General features: G+C 66.3%; 16 protein-coding genes and 1 pseudogene. 4 read left to right on the forward strand and 13 right to left on the reverse strand.

All coding sequences use genetic code 11. The annotated features are described in order from the left end of the window. Nucleotides 1-89: 89 nt before the first annotated feature. From V6M51_RS12685 to V6M51_RS12695, 3 genes are all read right to left on the reverse strand, one after another. Entirely contained in the window at nt 90-1,136 is a 1,047-nt protein-coding gene (locus V6M51_RS12685) for an amino acid ABC transporter substrate-binding protein (RefSeq protein WP_332767671.1), read from the reverse strand. A gap of 263 nt (nt 1,137-1,399) precedes the next feature. Beyond that, nucleotides 1,400-2,296, reverse strand: a complete 897-nt coding sequence (locus V6M51_RS12690; protein ID WP_332767672.1) for a LysR substrate-binding domain-containing protein — start codon at nt 2,294-2,296, stop codon at nt 1,400-1,402. Nucleotides 2,297-2,432: 136 nt separating this feature from the next. Then, the gene (locus V6M51_RS12695) at nt 2,433-4,865 is read right to left on the reverse strand and encodes a TonB-dependent receptor plug domain-containing protein (RefSeq protein ID WP_332767674.1); all 2,433 of its coding nucleotides are present in this window, start codon (nt 4,863-4,865) and stop codon (nt 2,433-2,435) included. Nucleotides 4,866-5,364: 499 nt separating this feature from the next. On the opposite strand from V6M51_RS12695, the gene V6M51_RS12700 reads away from it, so the two are divergent. Beyond that, entirely contained in the window at nt 5,365-5,688 is a 324-nt protein-coding gene (locus V6M51_RS12700; protein ID WP_332767676.1) for a helix-turn-helix domain-containing protein, read from the forward strand. A 126-nt stretch (nt 5,689-5,814) separates the two neighbouring features. Here the strand turns inward: V6M51_RS12700 and V6M51_RS12705 are convergent, their stop codons facing one another. The 3 genes from V6M51_RS12705 to mddA are packed head-to-tail and all read right to left on the reverse strand — an operon-like array spanning nt 5,815 to nt 8,587. Then, the gene (locus tag V6M51_RS12705) at nt 5,815-7,083 is read right to left on the reverse strand and encodes an MFS transporter (RefSeq protein WP_332767678.1); all 1,269 of its coding nucleotides are present in this window, start codon (nt 7,081-7,083) and stop codon (nt 5,815-5,817) included. Next, nucleotides 7,080-7,820, reverse strand: a complete 741-nt coding sequence (locus V6M51_RS12710; protein WP_332767680.1) for an MBL fold metallo-hydrolase — start codon at nt 7,818-7,820, stop codon at nt 7,080-7,082. Before V6M51_RS12710 ends, V6M51_RS12705 begins: the two co-directional genes overlap by 4 nt. Next, on the reverse strand, nt 7,817-8,587 hold the full coding sequence (mddA, locus tag V6M51_RS12715) for a methanethiol S-methyltransferase (RefSeq protein WP_332767682.1): 771 nt from the start codon (nt 8,585-8,587) through the stop codon (nt 7,817-7,819). Before mddA ends, V6M51_RS12710 begins: the two co-directional genes overlap by 4 nt. Nucleotides 8,588-8,690: 103 nt before the next feature. Between mddA and V6M51_RS12720 the strand changes: the two genes are divergently transcribed. Further along, on the forward strand, nt 8,691-9,368 hold the full coding sequence (locus V6M51_RS12720) for an ArsR/SmtB family transcription factor (protein ID WP_332767683.1): 678 nt from the start codon (nt 8,691-8,693) through the stop codon (nt 9,366-9,368). A 288-nt stretch (nt 9,369-9,656) separates the two neighbouring features. After that, on the forward strand, nt 9,657-10,661 hold the full coding sequence (locus V6M51_RS12725; RefSeq protein WP_332767684.1) for a hydroxyacid dehydrogenase: 1,005 nt from the start codon (nt 9,657-9,659) through the stop codon (nt 10,659-10,661). A 19-nt stretch (nt 10,662-10,680) separates the two neighbouring features. Here V6M51_RS12725 and V6M51_RS12730 read toward each other — a convergent pair whose 3' ends face one another. The 4 genes from V6M51_RS12730 to V6M51_RS12745 form a co-directional block, all read right to left on the reverse strand. Continuing rightward, nucleotides 10,681-11,715, reverse strand: coding sequence for an Acg family FMN-binding oxidoreductase (locus V6M51_RS12730; RefSeq protein ID WP_332767686.1), 1,035 nt, complete (start codon nt 11,713-11,715; stop codon nt 10,681-10,683). 247 nt (nt 11,716-11,962) lie between these two features. Next, nucleotides 11,963-12,688 carry a sensor histidine kinase gene (locus V6M51_RS12735; protein WP_332767688.1) on the reverse strand — a complete coding sequence of 242 codons (726 nt, stop codon included), beginning with the start codon at nt 12,686-12,688 and terminating at the stop codon, nt 11,963-11,965. A gap of 213 nt (nt 12,689-12,901) precedes the next feature. Beyond that, entirely contained in the window at nt 12,902-13,264 is a 363-nt protein-coding gene (locus V6M51_RS12740; protein ID WP_332767690.1) for a response regulator, read from the reverse strand. Then, nucleotides 13,261-14,493, reverse strand: a complete 1,233-nt coding sequence (locus tag V6M51_RS12745; RefSeq protein ID WP_332767692.1) for an ATP-binding protein — start codon at nt 14,491-14,493, stop codon at nt 13,261-13,263. The genes V6M51_RS12740 and V6M51_RS12745 overlap by 4 nt, the downstream gene beginning before the upstream one ends. Before the next feature lie 446 nt (nt 14,494-14,939). Here V6M51_RS12745 and V6M51_RS12750 point away from each other — a divergent pair, with 446 nt between their 5' ends. Then, complete coding sequence (locus tag V6M51_RS12750; protein WP_332767694.1) at nt 14,940-15,236, forward strand: RpiB/LacA/LacB family sugar-phosphate isomerase; 297 nt, start codon at nt 14,940-14,942, stop codon at nt 15,234-15,236. Here V6M51_RS12750 and V6M51_RS12755 read toward each other — a convergent pair. From V6M51_RS12755 to V6M51_RS12765, 3 genes and pseudogenes are all read right to left on the reverse strand, one after another. Beyond that, nucleotides 15,198-15,332 (reverse strand): annotated as a pseudogene (locus tag V6M51_RS12755) (IS481 family transposase); the annotation flags it as partial. The gene V6M51_RS12750 and the pseudogene V6M51_RS12755 sit on opposite strands and share 39 nt — an antisense overlap. A 31-nt stretch (nt 15,333-15,363) precedes the next feature. After that, a complete protein-coding gene (locus tag V6M51_RS12760; protein WP_332767696.1) occupies nt 15,364-16,023 on the reverse strand; it encodes an FMN-binding negative transcriptional regulator in 660 nt (219 codons plus the stop codon). Further along, complete coding sequence (locus V6M51_RS12765) at nt 16,024-16,992, reverse strand: zinc-dependent alcohol dehydrogenase (protein WP_332767697.1); 969 nt, start codon at nt 16,990-16,992, stop codon at nt 16,024-16,026. Nucleotides 16,993-17,218: the final 226 nt, after the last annotated feature.

The raw sequence follows: 17,218 nt of genomic DNA on the forward strand, positions 1-17,218 counted from the left end.
GAGCCAGCGCCGGCGCCCCTGCGCGCGACGCCGCGCCGCGCCAGGGCTAAGCGAAGCCTCCGAGCGGGACATGGACGACGCGCTCAGGTTCATCGCAGCGGCAGCGGGTAGAGGAGGCCGCCCTCGGTGTAGAGCCGGTTCATGCCGCGCTCGACACCGAGCGGCTGGATGTACTTAGCGTGCAGTTCGCCGTAGTTGCCGACCGCCTTGATCGCCCGATAGGCCCAGTCCTCGGAGAGTCCCATGGACTTGCCGACACCCGGCGTCACCCCGAGCAGGCGCTTGAGTTCCGGGTCGGTGGTGGTCCTACGAACCTGGTCCACATTGGCGCTCGTCACCCCATATTCCTCGGCGGCGATCAGGGTGTTCACGAGCCATTTGTTGATGTCGAACCACTGTTCATCATCGCTGCGCACCGCCGGCGACTGCGGCGCCTTGGAGATGAAACCGGGCAGGACCATGTAGTCGGCGGGCCGTTCGGCGTCGGCCAGCCGGATGATCGCCAGCGTGTAGGCGTCGGTCGTCATCGCATCGCACCGGCCGGCGAAGAAGGCGACCTTGGCCTCCTCGGCGCTCTCGAAAGCCAGGGGCCGATAGCGGAGCCCTTTCCGGGCGAAATAGTCGGTCGTTCCAAGCTCGGCGGTGGTCCCCTTGGTCACGCATATTGTCGCGCCGTTCAGGCCACTGACGGCGCGCACGCCGCCCGCACGAGGCACCAGGAAGCTCTGGCCGTCATAGTAGAGGACCCCGGTGAAATTGATGCCGAGGCCGACGTCGCGGGTCAGGGTCCAGGTCGTCGTGCGTGACAGGACGTCGGCCTCGCCGGTCTGCAGGATGGTGAAGCGTTTGTTGGAGGAGACCGGCAGGAATCGAACCTTGCTCGAGTCCCCCAGGGTGGCCGCCGCCAGCGCTCGGCAATAGTCGGCGAAGAGGCCCCTCCAGCGGCCTTGCTTGTCGAGGTAGGACATGCCGGCCTGGCCGGTGTGGATGGCGCAGTTCACATAGCCCCGCGCGCGCACCGACTGCAGGGTCGAGGTCTTGGCGGCAGCCGAGACCGGCGCGGCGACGCTCGCCAAAAGGCCGAGTGTCGCTGCGAGCAGCGCGCCCCACCGGGGCCTCTTGGCGGAGATATTCATGACCACAACCCCTAATTCGAAGCCCAAACCTTCACAACGGAATATGCTCTTCACGCTAAAGATATGAGATGGTTATGCGCTAATGTTATATCTTGGCGGAACGTCGGGCGGCGAATTCATGATCCGATCGCGCCACCTCAGATTCGATACTGAGACCATGCAAGGATTTGCTTGCGATGGACCACGCGCGAATGCGGCCTTGCCCGCGTTGCTCACGAATAGGCGCCGCTCGCCGTCCAGTGAAGACGGCCCATACCCGCCGACTAAACGGGCAATCGCGACGTGGGCTCAGCCTTCAGGTACTCGATGAACTTCGAGGCCAGCAGGGAGTGCGGTCGCGCCGGAGGCATGAAGAGCATGTACTGGAATTCGATCGTTGGTTCGAACGGCCGCACAACCAGTCCGTGGCCGGCGAAGTCGTCGACGCTCAGCGGATTGAGGATCGAACATCCGATCCCCTCGCGCACCAGCCCGCAGATGGTGACGGCGTAGGACGTCTCGACGACGATGTTGCGCTCGACGCCGGCCCGCTCGAAGATCAGGTCGAGCTTGCGCCGGGCGGGATCCTCGAGGCCCAGGGAGATGAAGGGGTGGTCGCCGATGTCCGCCGGCCGGATGACGCTCTTGGCCGACAGCGGATGGCCCTGGGGCAGCACGCAGACGCCCTTCGTCCGCAGCAGGGTCTCGACCTCCAACCCCGGCACGTCGACGCTCGGGGTTGCGATCCCGAAGTCGAACTGCTGTGAGCCAACCCACTGCCGGATCGTCGCGGAACTGCGGGTCATCAGGTGGATTTTCACGTCAGGATAGTCGTCCCTGAATTTCTTGATCACCGAAGGGACGAAGCCGGTCGCGAGCGCCAGCAGGCAGGCGATATGGAGGTTGCCGCTGCGGAAATTGCGGATGTCGTCGGCGGCCCGCGCGAGCTCGCGGATGCCTGTATACGACCGCTCCACCTGGACGAAAAAGGCGCTCGCCTCCGGTGTCGCCGCCAGCGCGCTCCCCTTGGTGCGCACAAAGAGCTTGAAGCCGAGGGAGCGCTCCAGATCCGAGATTTGCCGGCTGACCGCGGGCTGCGACAGATAGAGCTGCTCGGCGGCGTGGGTGATCGAGCCCGTCATCATCACGGCGCGAAAGGCGTCGAGCTGACGTAGATTCATGGCTCGCCCTCCCAATGCCCGCCCTGGCCGATCAGCTCCACCGACCTTAGCCGCCGCCGGGCCCCATCGCGGGGGAGCGCGACGGGGTTCCTGCGGGGGCGCTGAGCCGAACCTAGCTCAACTGGCCAACGGACTGTCAAAATTTGGCGGTGGCGCGCACGTACCAGAAGCCGCCATTGAAGCCGAAGGGCGAGAACTGCGGATAGATGATGCCGTTGTTGATCTGGCTGATCCGGCGATCCTTGTCCGGATAGGCGTCGAAGACGTTGTCGGCGCCGACCGAAAGCCGGAGTTTCTCGGTGAAGTCGTAGCTGGCCTCCAGGTCGACCAGCCACTCAGCGCTAAAGGTCTGGTCGAAGGACACGGCGGTCGGCACGGCGTTGGGAACTGCGTCGGTCCACTCCCCGTAATAGTTGGCGCGCGCCATAAAACTCCAGGGGCCTTGCTCGAGATTGGCGGTGACATTGCCGCGCCATTTCGGGTTGAAGGCGCTGATCTCGATGCGGCGCTCCCGGTCGATGGCGCGCGGCTCCCGAACCGCGGTGATCTCGGTTTCGGTGTAGTTGGCCGCCGCGCTGAGCGCCAAGCGCAGTCCCGAGTCGAAGCTCCAGGTCTTGGACGCCACCACATCGACCCCTTGCGTCTTGGTGTCGAAGAAGTTGCCAAGGAAGCGGACGCTCTGGACGTCACCCGCCGAAACGCCTTGGGCGGCGAGCGCGGCGCGGTCGGCCGCGGTGATCGGGATGCGCGAGGTCAGCGCAATGCGATCCTCCACATTGATGTTGAAGTAGTCGACGGTCACCACGTATCCGCCCGACAGGTCGAAGACGACGCCGGCCGCGTAGTTCATCGCTTCTTCGGGCGCCAGCGGTTTGCCCCCGTAGTAGCGGGCGATCGGATCGCTTGGCGGCCGGGTGGCCACCAGCAGCAGGCCGCCGGTCAGGGGATCGATATTGGTGGCGACGTCGGAGATGTTCGACTGGCCAGGCGTCGGGGCCTTGAAGCCGGTATTGATTGACCCGCGGACCGCGACGCCGTCGATAAGCTCGTAGCGGCCGGTGACCTTCCAGTTGAAGGTCTGGCCGAAGTCCGAGAAGTCCTCGAACCGGGCCGCCACCGCGAGCGTCAGGGCTTCGGTGACATCGGTTTCCAGGTCGACATAGGCCGCCCAGTTGGTGCGCGAGAAGCTGCCGGCCGATTGAGGCGTATAGCCCGGGAAACCGCTTGAGCCGACGCCTAGTCCGATGAACCGTCCGGCGTCGGGGTCGAAGACGCGCGCGAAGGGCCCGACCTGGTAGGAGGCCAGGTCACCGGCTTGGATCCTGAAGGTCTCACGCCGCCATTCCGCGCCGAAGGCGACATTGAGCGGCGCTGCGAAGGCGCCGGTTTCCCACTCGTAGACGAAGTCGGCGTTGAGGCGGCTCTCCCGCTGTTCCAGGGTTCCAGGCTTGAAAGAGGTCGGCGATTGCGGTCCGAGCGAGGGGTTCACCGTATTGGCGATGCTGTAGTCAAGCTCGCTGCGGGCGACACCGGCGCTGAGATCGTAGCGCAGCGCACCGAAGATCTCTCCCTTGCCGCCAAGCGTGAGGCTCGCGTCTTCGATGGTCGTTCCAAACCGTGGGGCGAAGCCTCCGGGGAACATGCTGAGGAAACTGAAGCGCGCGCCGCCCGGGGTCGCGGTCAGCGGCACGCTGGCGAACACGTCGGCCCGGGCGACTGGGTGGCGATAGAAGAATTCAGACTCGCCCTCGCTCTTGCCGAGGTTGCCGAATGCGTAGGCTGTGATCGCCTCCCCAACTGGGAGTTCGGCGTTGACGAACACCCTCGCCGCCTCGTTGTCGATATTGCCCCACCGTTGGGCGGGCACGGGCACGGCGGCGTTGCCGGCGTTGATCAGGGCTTGGGCGTCAGGGCGCTGGGCGCCGCGCGAGGTCGGTCGCGAGCTCAGATATTCGCCGCTGATATTGATGAAGCCGTCGGCCATGAGCGGAAAGCCGGCATTGGCCTGGACCGTATAGTCCTCGCCGTCGCCTTCGTAGAACTGGCCGTAGCGGGCGATGATGGTCGCGCCTTCCGAGGCGCGCTTGAGCTTGAAGTTGATCACGCCGGCGATGGCGTCCGAACCGTATTGCGCCGCGGCCCCGTCGCGCAGCACCTCGATCTGCTCGATCGCGATCGCTGGTATGGTCGACAGGTCGGGGCCCTGGGCCCCGGCGGACAGCGGTTGATTGGTGATCTGAACCAGGGCCGAGCGATGCCGGCGCTTGCCGTTCACCAGCACCAGGGTCTGGTCGGAGGGCAGCCCCCGCAGGCTGAAGGGTCGGATGAAGGCCGCGCCGTCCTGGGCGACGAACTTCTGCACGTTGAGCGAAACCACCGCGGTCTTGAGAACGTCGTTCATGTTCGACGCCCCCTGCTTGGCGAGCGTCTCGCTCGAGACGACGTCGATGGGGGCGGAGGTCTCGGTCAGGGTGACACCCGCCCGGCGCGAACCGGTCACCACAACTTCGTCGAGCTGCGCCCCGGCGGTCTGGCTCGCGGCCGCGCCCGGCGCAAGGGACTGCGCCAAGGCCGGTGAAGCCCCGACCGCGAGCGCGATCAAGGATCCAGTTGCAAAGAATTTCCCGCGCATTCGCGCCCGATTGCTCATGATGACCCACCCCCTCGTCTAATGATGGCGCACGGCGCCATCCTTTGTTGTTTCGCGACGATGTCGACGCCTTCGACGTGCGTCTGCCAACACCGCTCGCTGATCGATCCGAGTGCTTGATTGCGGAAATCTTGTCTTGGCGACCGCTATCGAAGGCGCCGACGATTTCTTCCTGCTCGCATCTCAACTGATTTCGAGATGCTCATCTCGACATCTTTGAGGATTGAATTCAAATAGCAAATACCAGGGCAGATATGCGCAAATGATATGACTCCACTATTCTCGCCGCGATCCGGTCAATTGGATTGACGCGACCGATTTGCGATGGCGGTTTGTCGCTCCCACGGCGGCGGGATCGCCTGGGTCGTCCATTGCGCCCGGGCCGCGGAGGCCTGGACCGACGAAGCGAGGAAGGCTCATGCGCCGGAGCGCCGGCAGCTTCGGCCAGCCCAGGACAAGGAGGAGACCTGTGCAATTTATCTGTCGCCGGCCAAACCCGGTGTTCAGCGCCGACTACGAGCCATTCCGTGAAATCCTGATCCAGGCCCGGCAAAGCGCCGGCGTCTCTCAGCGTACGCTGGCCGCGCGCATCGGGCGGTCGGGGTCGCACGTCTCGATGATCGAGCAGGGTCAACGCCGGATCGACATTCTTGAATTCTATCTCATCGTCCGCTCGCTCGGCCAAAACCCCACCGAACTCTTTCAACGGGCGGCCCAGCGGGTTGCGGCGAGCCAGGACTAATCGTCCGGCGACTCGCCCACCGGTCAGTGCAGGCTTGCTTCGATGAAATGCAGGTTCTCAGCCCGGAAGACCGACGGCTACGCGTGGCGTTTTCCGGCGACGATCGGAGGTAGATTCTTTATCGCGCTACCCTGGCGGCTCACGCATGGCGACGGCGACGACGGCCCCCGAAACAAGGGTGAGAACCCCGATCGAACCGATGGCCCATGGGGCCCCGAAGAGGTCGGCGATGACGCCCGCAGCCAAGGCGCCGACCGCGTAGCCCATGTCGCGCCAGAAGCGATAGACGCTCAGCGAGCGGGCGCGCCAGGTCGGATGGGAGGCGTCGGAGACCGAGGCGATGAGCGTCGGATAGACCATGGCCGTGCCCAGGCCGAGCAGGATGCTGGCGGCCAGCCACCAGCCAAACTGCCGGGTCGCCGCGGTCAGGAAGAGGCCCGCGGCCTGCACCCACATGCCGGCGACGATCAGGCCCTTGCGGCCCCAGCGGTCGCTTAGGGCGCCGGTGACGGTCTGCAGCACGCTCCAGACCACCGGATAGACCGCCTTCAGGATCCCGATGCGCTCCACGCTCAGCCCGAAGGCCGAGTAGAATAGCGGGAAGATCCCCCAGCTCATGCCGTCGTTGAGGTTGTTGACCAGCCCGGCTTGCGAGGCCGCGAACAGGTTCCGGTCGCCATAGGACGTGCGCCGGAACACCTCCCAGAACCGCACCGGCTCGGCGGCCACCGCGTGACCGGCGATCTCGAGCCCCACATGGTGGCGGGTGTCGCGAATCAGGAAGATCGACAGGACGAGGCCAAGCGCGGCATAGGCGACGCCGAGATAGAAGGGCTCGGGCCGCAGGCCATAGCGCTGGGCGATGTAGCCGGTGGCGAGCGCCGTGAGCCCGACCGCCAGATAGCCGGCGAACTCGTTGAGGCCGACCGCCAGGCCACGCGACTTTGGGCCGACGAGGTCGATCTTCATGATCACCGTCATCGACCAGGTGAGGCCCTGGCTGACGCCGAGCAGCGCGTTGGCCGCGACGATCCAACCCCAATTCGGGCCCCAGCCGATCATGAACGGGACGGGTAAAGCGATCAGCCAGCCCAGGACCAGGAGCCGCTTGCGTCCGTAGACGTCGGCGAAATGGCCCGACAGCAGGTTGGTGAAGGCCTTGATCACCCCGAAGCTGACAATGAACGAGGTCACCAGGGTGGTGGAGGCGAGCCGGAATTCCTCGACCCCAATGAGCGGGACGACCGTGCGCTCCAGCCCGACCATGCCGCCCACGAAGGCGTTGACCAGGATCAACAGGCCAAACTGACGCCAGTTCTCGGCGAGGCCCAGCCGCAGTCCGCCGGCGGGGGCGGCCGCGCCGTCTCGGGCGGACGTCGGGCTCGGATCGCTCACGCCGCGGCGGCCGTGAATCCGGAATTGACGGCGCGCAGCTCGGCCGCCTGGGCGGGTGGCTCGGGAATCTCGATCAGCATGGCGACGACGAACGCCTCCTCGTCATCGATCCGGAAGGCCTGGTTGTGTCGGCGCTCGAAGCCGATGGTGGAGGTGAGCTTGCCGCTCAGCCGACGGCCGCAGACCGAGCCGGAGAAGGCGCCGGGCAGCACTTCCACATAGTCCGGCAGCGACTTCAGCCGCGCGATGGTGCGAAACAGGGTCCGCGCGCCCTCCTCCGCCGACGCGGCCAACTCAGTGCGGCCGAGGTCGCCGACCATCAGGGTGTGGCCGGTGAGCACGAACCAGGGTTCAGCCGCGCGGGTCCGATCGGTGACCAGCAGGCAGATGTGTTCGGGCGTGTGGCCAGGCGTATGGAGCACTTCCACGGCGACGTTGCCGAGTTCCAGAACGTCACCATCCCGGACACCCTTGAACGGCCCCGCGGCCGCCGCATCGGCGAACAGCACATAGGGCGCGCCGGCGGCCTCGGCGAGCCGACGGCCGGCGGAGACGTGGTCGGCATGCAGATGGGTGTCGATCACATAGCGGATCGCCATGCCGTTCTGTTCAGCCGCGGAGAGGTAGTGCGCGGGGTCGCCCACAGGATCGATGACGGCTGCGGCGGACTGGCCGCCGCAGCCGAGCAGGTATGAGATTCCCACTGGGTCGTGGTGCAGGAACTGACGCAGGATCATGGCCGCTTGTTCGCCGCGCCAGCGGGCTTCACCGGTTCGCGCGCGCCGTGCGGCGGCAACGGGATGAGCATGGACACTCGCTTGCGGTAGTTCGCGTACTGCTCGCCGAACGCCGCGATCAGGTCGCGCTCCTCGAGCTGGATGCCGATCAGGATGTAGGCGGTGGTGGCCAGGGCGAACAGCAGATGGCCCGCCGTCATGTTCGGGGTCGCCCAGAACGCCAGGATGAAGCCCAGGTAGATCGGGTGACGCACGGCTTTGTAGAACCACGGCGTCCTGAACTCGGGCGGCGGCGGCTCGCGGCGCGAGCGGTAGTCCCAGACCTGCTTCAGCCCGAACAGGTCGAAATGATTGATCAGGAAGGTGCTCGTCAGCACCACGACCCAGCCCAGGCCGAACACCGCCCACAGCACTTGGACCCACACACCTGTCACCGACCAGACCGGCTGGGTCAGCGGCCGCCACTGCCAGAACAGCAGGACGAGCGCGAGGCTGGCCAACAGCACGTAGGTCGAGCGCTCCACCGGCTGCGGCACGAACCTGGTCCACCAGCGCTTGAAGGCGGGCCTGGCCATCAGGCTATGCTGGACCGCGAACACGCCCAGCAGAGCCAGGTCGATGAGCACGGCCTGCGCCAGGCTGGCCGGCGCGCCGGAATCAATCGACTTCGGAACGAGGAGGCCGCCCACGAAGCCGATGGCGTATAGGAACGTCAGGAAGAAGACGGCGTAGGCGACGACGCCGTACAGGACAGGCAATGCACGCATGGAACACCTCCCAGGTCACGGTCCATCCAAGACCGGCCGCGCCAGACGCAAGGCGCGACGCCTTGACATTCTTGCACGATCATTCAATTAATTGATTGAACGATTGATCGAGGAACCGAAACTGTCAAGCGACAATCCAAAGCACCTGGTGTTCGCCGGCCTGGCCGAACTGGCGAAGGCGCTGGCGAGCCCGCACCGCATCGAGATCATCGAGGTGCTGGGCCAGGGCGAGCGCAGCGTCGAGGGCGTCGCCGAACGTGTCGGGCTCTCCGTCGCCAACGCCTCCCAGCACTTGCGGCTCATGCGCGGGTCCGGCCTGCTGGCCTCACGGCGCGACGGCAAGCACGTCCTTTACCGGCTGAGCGACCCGGCCGTAGTGGATCTCATGACCGCCCTCGGCCGCCTGGGTGAGCGCAACCAGGCCGAAGTCCGGGCGGTCATGGCCGGCTATTTCCATGAGCGCGACACCATGGAGCCGGTGTCGCGGGCCGACCTCGCCGAGCGGATCAAGGATGGGCTCGTCACCGTGCTGGACGTGCGGCCGGAAGATGAGTTCGCCAGCGGTCGCCTGCCGTCGGCGGTGAACATCCCGCTGCGCGATCTTCCGCGTCGCCTGGCCGACCTGCCGAGGGACCACGAGATCGTCGCCTATTGCCGGGGCGCCTATTGCGTCCTGGCGTTCGAGGCGGTGGCGCTGCTCCGTGAGCACGGCTTCAAGGTGCGGCGGCTGGAAGATGGATTTCCGGAGTGGAAGGCGGCGGGACTGCCGGTCGCGGCGTGAGGCAGGCCGCCCATGAACGGGTCGCGCGCGATGAGAACCGGCGACCTATCCTGCCAGCACGAGCGCATCTGACGCGATCATGTCCGGCTTGGGACCAAGGAGCGGCGCCCAGTCCGCGGAACCGCGAATGGACCAATCCTCCAGCGGCGTCGGCGAAGACCGCCGATTGATTTTGCACAAGGCCGGACGCCCTGGAATGCGCGATCCCTCACGCAGCGTCACTCTGGACAGGTTGGCGCAGCACACTTGCTCATCCACCGGGAGCGGCCTCCGACGCCGTTGGAGCTGATGAAGATCGCGGTCTTCGAAGTGGCGGATTGGGAGCGCCGGGCGTGCCTGAGGCTCCAGCCGCACCACACGGTCGAATGCCTGGCGGGCCCCCTGACCGAAGCGTCGGCGGGCGCCTACGCCGACGTCGAGACGGTCACCACCTTCATCCGCTCGGACCTCGGCGCGCCGGTGTTGCGTCAGCTTCCAAAGCTTCGGCTCATCGCCACCCGCTCGACGGGCTTCGATCACATCGATCTCGACTATTGCAGACGGTCGGGCGTCACGGTCTGCAACGTCCCGGACTATGGCGACCACACGGTGGCCGAACACGTCTTCGCCCTGCTGCTGGCGCTCAGCCGGCGCGTCGTCGAGGCGGCCGAGCGGACGCGGCGCGGCGATTTCTCGGAAGACGGCCTTCGCGGCTTCGATCTCGCCGGCAAGACCCTGGGCGTGGTCGGCGCCGGCCGCATCGGTCGCCGGGCCATCGCCATCGCCAAGGGCTTCGGCATGAAGGTCGTCGCCTTCGACATCCGCCCCGACCCGACGGCGGCCGAGACGCTGGGGTTCCGCTATGCGGGGCTCGATGAGCTGCTGGCGAGCGCCGACGTGGTGACGCTGCATCTCCCCGGCGGCGCCGAGACCCGCCATCTCATCGGCGACGCCCAGCTTGCGCGGATGAAGCCGGGCGCGGTGCTCATCAACACGTCCCGAGGCGGCGTCGTGGACGGCGAGGCCCTGGTGCGGGCCCTGACCACGGGCCGCCTGGCCGGCGCGGGGCTCGACGTGGTGGCCGAGGAAGGCGTTCTGCGCGAGGAAGCGGAGATCTTCCGCTCCCAGACGATGGTCTCCACGGAACGGCTAAGGGCGCTCGTCGCCGACCACGCACTTCTGAGCCTGCCGAATGTCATCGTCACCCCCCACATCGCCTACGATACGCGCGAGGCGGTGGCTCGCATCGTGGAGACCACCCTCGACAACATCGAGGCCTTCGCGGCGGGCGCGCCGCGCAACCTGGTCGCCTGACCAACCCCGTTCGTGGCGGTCACGCCACACCTTCCGGCACGGACGTCATGACCGCTTCCGGCGGCCGGCGCGGCGAGAACGGCAAGGTGGGCCCGTAGCCGAAGCGCATCACGATGTCGGGCCTGCGGCCAGGCGTCCCCACGAGGCTTGCGAACTGCGGTCGCAGGGCGGCGACCTCGACGGGCTGATTGATGAAGGCGTGCTTGATCCCGAGCGCCGTCGCCTGCAAGGCGAAGCGCTGACAGGCACGCCCCGCACGCACCCAGTGGTCCTTGTCGTCTTGCTCCGACACGAAGATCGCAACGCCTGCGGACGAGCGCAGCTGCCGGGCGTACTTGTCGTTCTCCGTCGCCACGCGGAAGACCCGGTCGAACATCAGGCCGCCGAGCCACGTCGGCAAATTCGGATTTCCGCTCGCGGCGCTGAACAGGCCATCGCCCATTTGCAGCGCCTCGCGCGGGTTGAAGCGCAACCAGGCCTTCAGCTCGCGTACGAAGGCGGGATCGGCGATCTGCGCGCTGTTGCCCGCGGCGACGAGTTCCAGCACGCGCTCGATTTGCCGCCGGTCGGTCGCCAGGACCAGATGGACCCCCGGGACTCGGGCGGCGGCGGCGAGCGCCTCCAGGTCGGAGACCGCGACTGGCCGCCCGTCATAGTCGGCGCGCGTCGACTGGCGCTTCGGGATCGCCTCGAAGAGAGCTGAGCGTTCGGCCCGACCGCCGCCAAACTCGAAAACGAGCGAGCCCGCGCCGCCAGGTTCGAACCGCAGGACGCCGCCGCGACCGCATGCGGCGGCCGAGAGCGCGAGGTTCTCGCCAGCACAGCCGAGGCTGGCGAAGAGATGATGGTCGTCGGGATCCACGACGGGCGTGCGCCGCGCGAAGTCCGGAAGGGTTGCGATCCGGCCTTTCGCGAGATCAAAGCGCCAGGGCTGGGTGTTGTGGCCGTTCGCGGCCAGCGTCGCATAGCGAACGAGGTCTTTGAGGCCCGGATGTTCGGAGAGCCGCGCCCGCGTCGCGGCGACCGCCGCGGCATAGTCCTCGAGCGAGCCCATGCGCGAGAAAGCGAGAGCCGCTCCGCCCGCGCCGACGAGGACTGATGCGCCTCCCCCAATCAGCGCCTGCCGCCTATTCATCTCTTGCGGCCGCCACCCTGATGACCAGCCCATTCATCGACGTTCCTCGCCCAATGACTTTGAAGCGGGACAACCTGCTCGACGTGACGGTTCCGCGGCTTCGCGATTCCGCAGGTTCGCCAATCGATTGGGGTGAGGTCGGCTCCGGCGGCGCGCATGTCGACCTTCAGACGACGATGACCGACGGGGACTCTGGCAGCGTGAGTTGAAAGCGCAATCCGGGCCCCTCCAAGTCGAACGCCATGACCGCTCCCACTTGCTTGGCGAGCGCACGCAGCAGCCGAAACCCCAGCCCGCCGCCCGTCTCGGGATCGAATGTGGCGGGAAGTCCCGGCCCGTTGTCGGCGATCTCGATCCACACCGTACCGCTCTCGTCTCTGCGGCAACGGGCAAGGATCACGCCCCGCTCGCCGGCGGGATAGGCGTACTTGATCGCGTTCGTGATCACCTCGGCGGCGATCTGGGTGATCGGAAGGACCTGATCTGGCCGCACGAAACATCCGGGCGGGAAATCCTGAACGATCTCGATCCGGCCGCAGAGGGCGATCCCCAGAGGCGTGCAGATGTTACGCAAATGCTCGCCCAGGTCCGGGGAGCCTTTGCCGTCGGCGGCGAATGAGCGGTGCAGCCGCGCGAGCGCCCCGATCTGCGCGCGAATGCTTTCGAGGAGCAGCTGAACATCGGGGTCGCCGCCAGAAACCATGGGCCGACGCACCAATTCGGCGCCCTTCAACCGTACAAAGCCTTCGAGCATCGCCAGGTGATTGGCGATGCGGTGGTCGGCTTCCCGGACAATATCGCACTCATCGCAGACACCCCTGACGCCGGAGGCCGGCGTTGGGCCCTGGCCGCCCTGCGCTGTGCTGGAACCTGGAAAGACACCGCTGCGCATGACATCCTCCGGTCGTTCGGCTGGGCGTGCGCCCCGCACGAATGGTTAAGACTGTCAGGGCCGGCCGCAGACACCTTTGACGTCGATCAACTCGCCTGCATCCCCTTGAGCCACGCCGGCAAGTCGCGGCCGGAGCAAGCCCTGATGGCCGCGTGCCGTCCCCCTGGGCTTACGCAACGCAGCCAGGGGCGGAAGCTCAACACCGTGAGCGCTTCAGGCGGCCAGTTCGCGAATGATGTCGATGATGGCGGACGGGGCGTATGGCTTCTTGACGAACCGGGAACCGGGAACCAACCGCAGGCCCTGAGTTGAAAACCCCGAGGCGTAGATCACCGGAAGGTTCTCGCGCAGCCGCCGCGCCTGCTCGGCGACACCCCAACCGTCGAGCGACCCCGGCAACCGGATGTCGGTGAAGAGCAGGTCGATGGCGTCCTGGCCCGCCAGGATCGCTATGGCCGCATCGCCATCGGCCGCCTCGAAGACCCGGAACCCCGCATCCTGCAACTCCTGCATCACGATTTCGCGCACCAGGTCCTCGTCTTCCACCACGAGGACGGAAAGCGGCCGTGCGTTCATGCCGCGTCTTCGCTCATGGTGGCGGGGGTGATGGCCGCGATCCGCGGGAAGATCACGCAGATGGTCGTGCCGATGCCCACAACGCTCTCGATCACGGCTGTTCCGCCGGACTGGCGGGCGAACCCATAGACCTGGCTAAGGCCCAACCCGGTGCCTTCCCCCAAGGGTTTCGTGGTGTAGAAGGGCTCGAACGCCCGCTCCAGCACCGCCGACGTCATGCCGGTTCCGGTGTCCGACACCTCGATCGCCACGCAGTCGCCCAGGGCGGCGCCATGCGGCCCCGCGCCCGCGGGCAGATTGCGGGTCCGGATCGTGAGCCGCCCGCCTTCGGGCATGGCGTCGCGAGCGTTGAGCGCCAGGTTCAAGAGCGCGTTCTCGGTCTGGTTGGCGTCCACATGGACCGGCCACAGGTCGCGTGCGAGCCCTATATCGAATTCAACCTGCGGCCCCAGTGTGCGCTTGAGCAGTTCGGCCACTTCGCCGACCAGGGCGTTGAGGTCGATCTCGGCCGGCTGCAGCGGCTGCTTGCGCGCGAAGGCGAGAAGGCGATCCGTCAGGGCCGCCGCCCGCTCGGCGCCGACCAGTGCGTTGGCAAGCGCCGCTTGCGCGCCATCGGCGCCCGGTCCGCTCAGCCGCTGGGCGCGATGCAGGTTGCCGACGATCACCGTCAGCAGGTTGTTGAAGTCGTGCGCCATGCCGCCGGTGAGTTGGCCCACGGCCTCCATCTTCTGGGCCTGGCGCACCTGCTCTTCGGCCCGCAAACGCTGTTCGCTCTCGCGCCGCAGCGCCTCCAGGGCCTCGTCACGCTCGATCACACGTTGCGTCAGAACACTGTTGATCTCGCGGAGCTGGACTGGCGAGGGCAGCGCCAACGCCTTGGGCAGCAGTCGCCAGAGCAAGATGGCGGTCATCACCGAGACCGCCGCGGTCGCCATCTTGACCAAGGCTTCGGGGCCATAGTCGGGATTCCAAAGGGTCCAGATCGAGAAGAAGTGCGTGGCGCCGCAGGCCAGGATGAAAGCGGCGAAGCAGCCGAACACCCAGCTGAAGGCCAGATCACGGCGCTTGCTCATGAAATAGGCCAGCGCAATGGGGATCGAAAAATAGGCCGTGCCGATCAGGGCGTCGGAGATCACATGGGTCCAGATCAATTCCGGATTCCACAGCAGGCAAATCCCATGCGGCGAGAGAAACCGGCTGTCGAGGAGGCTTTGTAGGTAATGCAGCATACCGCACTCCCGGTCGCCCGCGTCGACCCGCGCTGGTGGCATGCAAGAGACGATTCCCGCCCCAGCCAACTCGGAATCTAGACCCAGTGATCGACGGCGACAACCAGGACGCGTCCTGACCGCGTTCCACCGAACGCCACGACAGCGACATCAAGAACCTCGAGAGAGTGTCCGGTCGTCTGAAAGCGTTGCTCGAAGGCGACAGGCGCTGTCTGCTTTCGCCGAAAACGGACATGGTCTGCGCTACGGCGAACGGGAATTTGCACCTACCTCCGAGCACACGCTAGGTTGAAACCATGACGCAGAAACTCACCGACAAGCCAATCTCGATCGGGGCCGATTATCGCGGTTTCGCTCTCAAGGAGCGGCTGAAGGTCTGGCTGCAAGTCAACGGCTAGAGCGTGAAAGACTGCGGGACCGGCAGTGGCGTCGAGCGAGTCGACGCGATGGACTACGCGCTTCGTTTGGTGGCTGAAATCAAAGAGAACCGTTCCGACTTCGCCATAGGAATATGCGGTAGCGGGCAGATGATGGCCATAACGGCCAACCGCTTTCCTTTCATGCGGGCGACTCTGCTTCATACCCCAGCTGAAAGCGTCCACGCCCGCGAACACGGTGACGCCAATATGCTGGTCTTGGGCGCGGACACCCTCGACGACGACGACGACGAGCATATCCTCAAGACATTCCTGGACACCGCCGACCTAGGTGTTCAGTCCCGAGGTCAAGTGGATCGGGTCTAGCCTGAAGCGCTCGGGCTCATCGGCCCATGCCTTGCCGATGGCTTCGTAGGGCGTGAGACCGCGCAGGGTCTTGAGGCGTCTGGCGAATTCGTCCGCGCCGCGCCCGTCCATGCCGTCGAACCTCTCCCTAGGATGCGTCCGACCCGCCTGCGCCGCAGACGGCCTCCTGGGCCATCATCGCCGCGGCGACCCGCTGTTCGGGCAGTCCAGCGCTCGCCGCCAGGCCTGCGATAACGCCCATACGATTGCCGTCGCTCTCGTTCTGGGAGAACTTGCGACGACCCTCGATCCGCTCGACACCGACCTCGACCCCTACGATCCGAAGCAGCAGCTTCTCGGTGAAATCCGGCGGCGCATCGGCGACCCGCCAGGGCTCGGCCCGGTTGTGTTCATGCCGGTTTGTAAGGTCTTCCAGATTCTGGCGCAGCCAGAGCGGATCGTTGATCCACCGAACGGGGCCATGCACGTGAAGGAATTCATAGTTCCAGGTCGGCGCCACGCGACCATGCACTGCCTTGGAAGGATAGAAGGCGGGCGAGACGTAGGCGTCAGGTCCGCTGAACAGCACTAGGGCGTCGCCCTCGCCCGTCTGGCTGTGAGGGTTTCGAAACGAGACATGCCCGCGCAGCAGACGCGCCGCCGGATCGAACACAAACGGGATGTGCGTCACGGTCAATCCCCCGGGTCCGTTCGTGATCAGGGTTCCGAGACCGACCGCCGCCAGCATGGCGTCGAGCTCCAGCGGGTCATCGACAGCAAAGACGGGAAAATAGAAGGGTGCGGCCATCTAGAGCGCCTCCGGACGCGCCAGGATCAGTTTGCTCGGCGGTGTGGCCAGCGCATCGATCGCATCGCTCCAGGGCGCGATCGTATGGATGGGATTGAGCAGCTCGGGCGCGGCCTGGAGCAGGTTCAGCACCTTCGGCATATGGGTCTGTACGTTCGCCCAGCCGACCGTGAAGCGAACCCCCTGGGCGTACATGGCGCCGAGGGGGAGCGGGGCGGACCCGTGATAGATGCCGCAACTCGTGCAGCGGCCGTAGCGCGCGGTCGAGCGGAGCGCGGTCGCTAGCCAGGCGCCGGAAGGGTCGCCGCTGGTGTCGGCTGTGATGTAGTGGCTGCCCTGCCGGTCCGGAGCCCTGGCTGCGAGGATCGGTCTGGCGCCAAGCGACTCCGCGATCAAGAGCCGTTCCGGATCGCTGTCCAGGTAGTCGACCTGTTCCGACCCGAGCGCCAACGCCAGGGCGGCGGCATAGAGGCTGATCGAGGGCGCGCGACCGCCCCCGGCGACCACCAGCACCGAGGCGCCGGGCTCCTCCTCCAGGCCCTCGGCCACACAGCGGAACGCGTCCGACAGATTGTCACCCACGCTCGCCGCGGCGCTGGGCGAGACCCCTGACGGCAGGTGCGCCATCATATAGCCTGCGAACGGAACCCGGATCAGGTCGCAGAGCGCCCCGCCCCAGTCGCCGAAGATCCCGAAGCCATAGGCCGCCTTGGCGTCGACCGTGGCGCAGGCGGCCGGAAAGCCGCGCCGGCAGGGCGAGCAGGATCCGCAAGCGATCAGGAAGGCGACAACCACGCGGTCGCCAGGTGCGAAGCCGGCCACGTCCTCGCCCAAACTCACCACCTCGGCGACGAACTCGTGGCCGAAGCAAAACGGATCGCGGCGCGGCAGCTGCCCACGCAGATAGAGGACGTCGGCGTCGCAGATCGACACGGCGATCGGGCGAACAAGTGCGTCCGTTGCGGTCATAAGCCGGGGTTCGGGAATCTCACGCCATTCGAGGGCCGTTGACCCCATTGCCATGAGCTGTCGCACGTCAGAGGTTTCCTCGTGAACACGGCCTATTCGAAAGCGCCTAGCCTCACAGGCCAGCACCTCACGCACAAGTGTCGCATTCGACATTGTTCGGGGATTTTCCGCCACGCGGCATCGGGCGGTCTGGTCTTGTTCGGAGCGTCGCCCTCAAGCATTTCAA

The organism is Phenylobacterium sp. (assembly GCF_036677185.1).
GTDB lineage: Bacteria > Pseudomonadota > Alphaproteobacteria > Caulobacterales > Caulobacteraceae > Phenylobacterium.

Coding starts and splice junctions, on each gene's coding strand:
- V6M51_RS12685 (WP_332767671.1), bottom strand. CDS start 1,136: ATGAATATCTCCGCCAAGAGGCCCCGGTGGGGCGCGCTGCTCGCAGCG.
- V6M51_RS12690 (WP_332767672.1), bottom strand. CDS start 2,296: ATGAATCTACGTCAGCTCGACGCCTTTCGCGCCGTGATGATGACGGGC.
- V6M51_RS12700 (WP_332767676.1), top strand. CDS start 5,365: ATGCGCCGGAGCGCCGGCAGCTTCGGCCAGCCCAGGACAAGGAGGAGA.
- V6M51_RS12710 (WP_332767680.1), bottom strand. CDS start 7,820: ATGATCCTGCGTCAGTTCCTGCACCACGACCCAGTGGGAATCTCATAC.
- mddA (WP_332767682.1), bottom strand. CDS start 8,587: ATGCGTGCATTGCCTGTCCTGTACGGCGTCGTCGCCTACGCCGTCTTC.
- V6M51_RS12725 (WP_332767684.1), top strand. CDS start 9,657: ATGAAGATCGCGGTCTTCGAAGTGGCGGATTGGGAGCGCCGGGCGTGC.
- V6M51_RS12730 (WP_332767686.1), bottom strand. CDS start 11,715: ATGGGCTCGCTCGAGGACTATGCCGCGGCGGTCGCCGCGACGCGGGCG.
- V6M51_RS12735 (WP_332767688.1), bottom strand. CDS start 12,688: ATGCGCAGCGGTGTCTTTCCAGGTTCCAGCACAGCGCAGGGCGGCCAG.
- V6M51_RS12740 (WP_332767690.1), bottom strand. CDS start 13,264: ATGAACGCACGGCCGCTTTCCGTCCTCGTGGTGGAAGACGAGGACCTG.
- V6M51_RS12745 (WP_332767692.1), bottom strand. CDS start 14,493: ATGCTGCATTACCTACAAAGCCTCCTCGACAGCCGGTTTCTCTCGCCG.
- V6M51_RS12750 (WP_332767694.1), top strand. CDS start 14,940: ATGGACTACGCGCTTCGTTTGGTGGCTGAAATCAAAGAGAACCGTTCC.
- V6M51_RS12760 (WP_332767696.1), bottom strand. CDS start 16,023: ATGGCCGCACCCTTCTATTTTCCCGTCTTTGCTGTCGATGACCCGCTG.
- V6M51_RS12765 (WP_332767697.1), bottom strand. CDS start 16,992: ATGACCGCAACGGACGCACTTGTTCGCCCGATCGCCGTGTCGATCTGC.